This is a genomic window from Stutzerimonas stutzeri (genome assembly GCF_000935215.1).
Lineage (GTDB): Bacteria > Pseudomonadota > Gammaproteobacteria > Pseudomonadales > Pseudomonadaceae > Stutzerimonas.
In genome coordinates this window covers 1-2,127 of the sequence record NZ_JXXD01000258.1, presented here as the reverse complement: position 1 = coordinate 2,127, position 2,127 = coordinate 1, and the positions used below count along the sequence as shown (strand labels likewise).

Genomic DNA, 2,127 nt, shown 5'->3' with positions numbered 1-2,127 from the left:
CCACGCAGCGAGGCGCGCCCGCTGTTGCAGCTGCTGGAAGGCCGCGCCTGCCGCGTCGATCTGCAACTGGAAACGCCGCTGGGCGGCGTGGCGCTCTGCGAATGGGCGGGTGGCGCGGCGCGGGTGCTGGTCAAGGCCGCGGAGGGCCCCCGGCTGATCGTCGATCCCTGGGCGCCGGAGCGTGCGGCATGAGCAGCCTGTTCGCCTTTCCCGGCCAGGGCGCGCAGAAGCCCGGCATGCTGCAGCGCCTGCCGCAGGAGCCCGAAGTGCTCGAATGCCTGGCGCAGGCCGGTGCGGTGCTGGGCGAGGATGCGCTGCTGCTCGATTCGGCCGAAGCGTTGCAATCGACCCGTGCCGTGCAGCTCTGCCTGCTGATCGCCGGTGTCGCCGGAGCGCGGCTGCTGATGCGCGATGGCCAGCGCCCGGACTACGTCGCCGGGCTGTCCATCGGTGCCTACGCCGCGGCGGTGGTCGCCGGTGCGCTGGACTATCGCGATGCCGTGCGCCTGGTCGCCCTGCGCGGTGAGCTGATGCAGCGGGCCTACCCCGATGGCTATGGCATGACCGCCATCCTCGGCCTGTCGCTGGGCACGGTCGAGAGCCTGCTGACGGAGGCCGCGGAGCCCGCCTACCTGGCCAATATCAACGCCGACAACCAGCTCGTCATCGCCGGCAGCGACGCCGCCATGGCCGCGATCGCCGCCCGCGCCAAGTCCCTCGGCGCCTCCTGTGCGCGGCGTCTGGCGATGAGCGTGCCGTCGCATTGCGCGTTGCTCGAGCAGCCGGCGCGGCAGCTGGCCGAAGCCTTCGCCGCCGTCAGCTTGCGCGCGCCGCGGATTCGCTACCTCAGCGGTACCTTGGCGCGCCCGCTGTTCTATGCCGAGCGTCTGCGCGATGACCTCGCCTTCAACATGTGCCGTGTCGTCGACTGGCACGGCACCCTGCGCACCGCCTACGAACGCGGGGTGCGCCTGCATATCGAACTGCCCCCGGGCCAGGTGCTCACCGGCCTGGCGCGGCGGGTTTTCGAACAGGGTACGCTGGTCGCCTTCGACGGCGCCCGGCTCGACACACTGGACGCCTTGCTGCGTCAGGAGGGCAGCCAGAGCCGATAGACCGCGTGCACATTCAGCGCGAGCAAGCCTTACTCGCGGCTGATCGATGGATAAAAACAACGACCTCGATAACACGCGCCAAGCCCTCTGCAGGCGGCGCAACCAAAAAGGACAAGAACAATGATCATCTTTGGTGTGGCCTTCCTGGCCTTGTGTACCCTCACCGGCATTTTCGCCGGCGAGCTGCTGGGCAAACTGTTGGGCGTACCGGCAAACGTCGGCGGCGTGGGTATCGCCATGGTCCTGCTGATTCTGCTCGGCAGCTACCTGAAGAAGCGCGGCCTGTTCAACATGGAAACCGAACAGGGGGTGAAATTCTGGAGTGCCGTGTACATCCCGATCGTGGTCGCGATGGCTGCGCAACAGAACGTCTACGGCGCCCTCAGCGGCGGCCCGATGGCCATTCTCGCCGGTGTGGCGGCTGTCGCCGTGGCCTTCGCGCTGGTGCCGGTGCTCGACCGGATCGGCCGAAAAAAGCCTGAAGCCGATGAAGCCAAGCCACTGACCGCGGAGGGTTGATCCATGTACGAGTCCCTCATGAAAGTGATCACCGGCTATGGCCTGATCAGCGGCTTCGCCATCATCGGCGCGACCATGTGGATCTCCTACTGGCTGTCCGACAAGCTCACCAAGGGCCGCCTGCACGGCTCGGCGGTGGCCATCCTCATCGGCCTGTTGCTGTCGTACATCGGCGGCGTGGTGACCGGCGGGCAGAAGGGCCTGGTGGATATCGCGCTGTTCTCCGGCATCGGCCTGCTCGGCGGCGCCATGCTACGTGACTTCGCCATCGTCGCCACCGGTTTCGGCGTCAGCGTCGAGGAACTCAAGCGCGCCGGTCTGGTGGGTGTGCTGGCGCTGTTCGTCGGCGTGTTCTCCTCTTTCGTCGCCGGTGTCGCGGTGGCCATGGCATTCGGCTACACCGACGCGGTCAGCCTGACCACCATCGGCACGGGCGCTGTGACCTACATCGTCGGCCCGGTGACCGGCGCGGCGATCGGCGCCAGCTCCGAGG

General features: G+C 67.9%; 3 protein-coding genes and 1 pseudogene. All 4 read left to right on the top strand.

What is annotated here, in order from left to right; genetic code table 11:
- Nucleotides 1-192: phosphoribosyl-dephospho-CoA transferase MdcG domain-containing protein (locus LO50_RS21405; RefSeq protein WP_044316299.1), on the top strand; the 192-nt coding region annotated here is incomplete at its 5' end.
- Complete coding sequence (mdcH, locus tag LO50_RS21400) at nt 189-1,115, top strand: malonate decarboxylase subunit epsilon (protein ID WP_044316298.1); 927 nt, start codon at nt 189-191, stop codon at nt 1,113-1,115. The genes LO50_RS21405 and mdcH, both read left to right, overlap by 4 nt.
- 120 nt (nt 1,116-1,235) lie before the next feature.
- Nucleotides 1,236-1,634, top strand: coding sequence for a malonate transporter subunit MadL (madL, locus tag LO50_RS21395; RefSeq protein WP_003303880.1), 399 nt, complete (start codon nt 1,236-1,238; stop codon nt 1,632-1,634).
- Nucleotides 1,635-1,637: 3 nt separating this feature from the next.
- Nucleotides 1,638-2,127: pseudogene (locus tag LO50_RS21390) on the top strand (malonate transporter subunit MadM); the annotation flags it as partial.

Coding starts and splice junctions, on each gene's coding strand:
- madL (WP_003303880.1), top strand. CDS start 1,236: ATGATCATCTTTGGTGTGGCCTTCCTGGCCTTGTGTACCCTCACCGGC.
- mdcH (WP_044316298.1), top strand. CDS start 189: ATGAGCAGCCTGTTCGCCTTTCCCGGCCAGGGCGCGCAGAAGCCCGGC.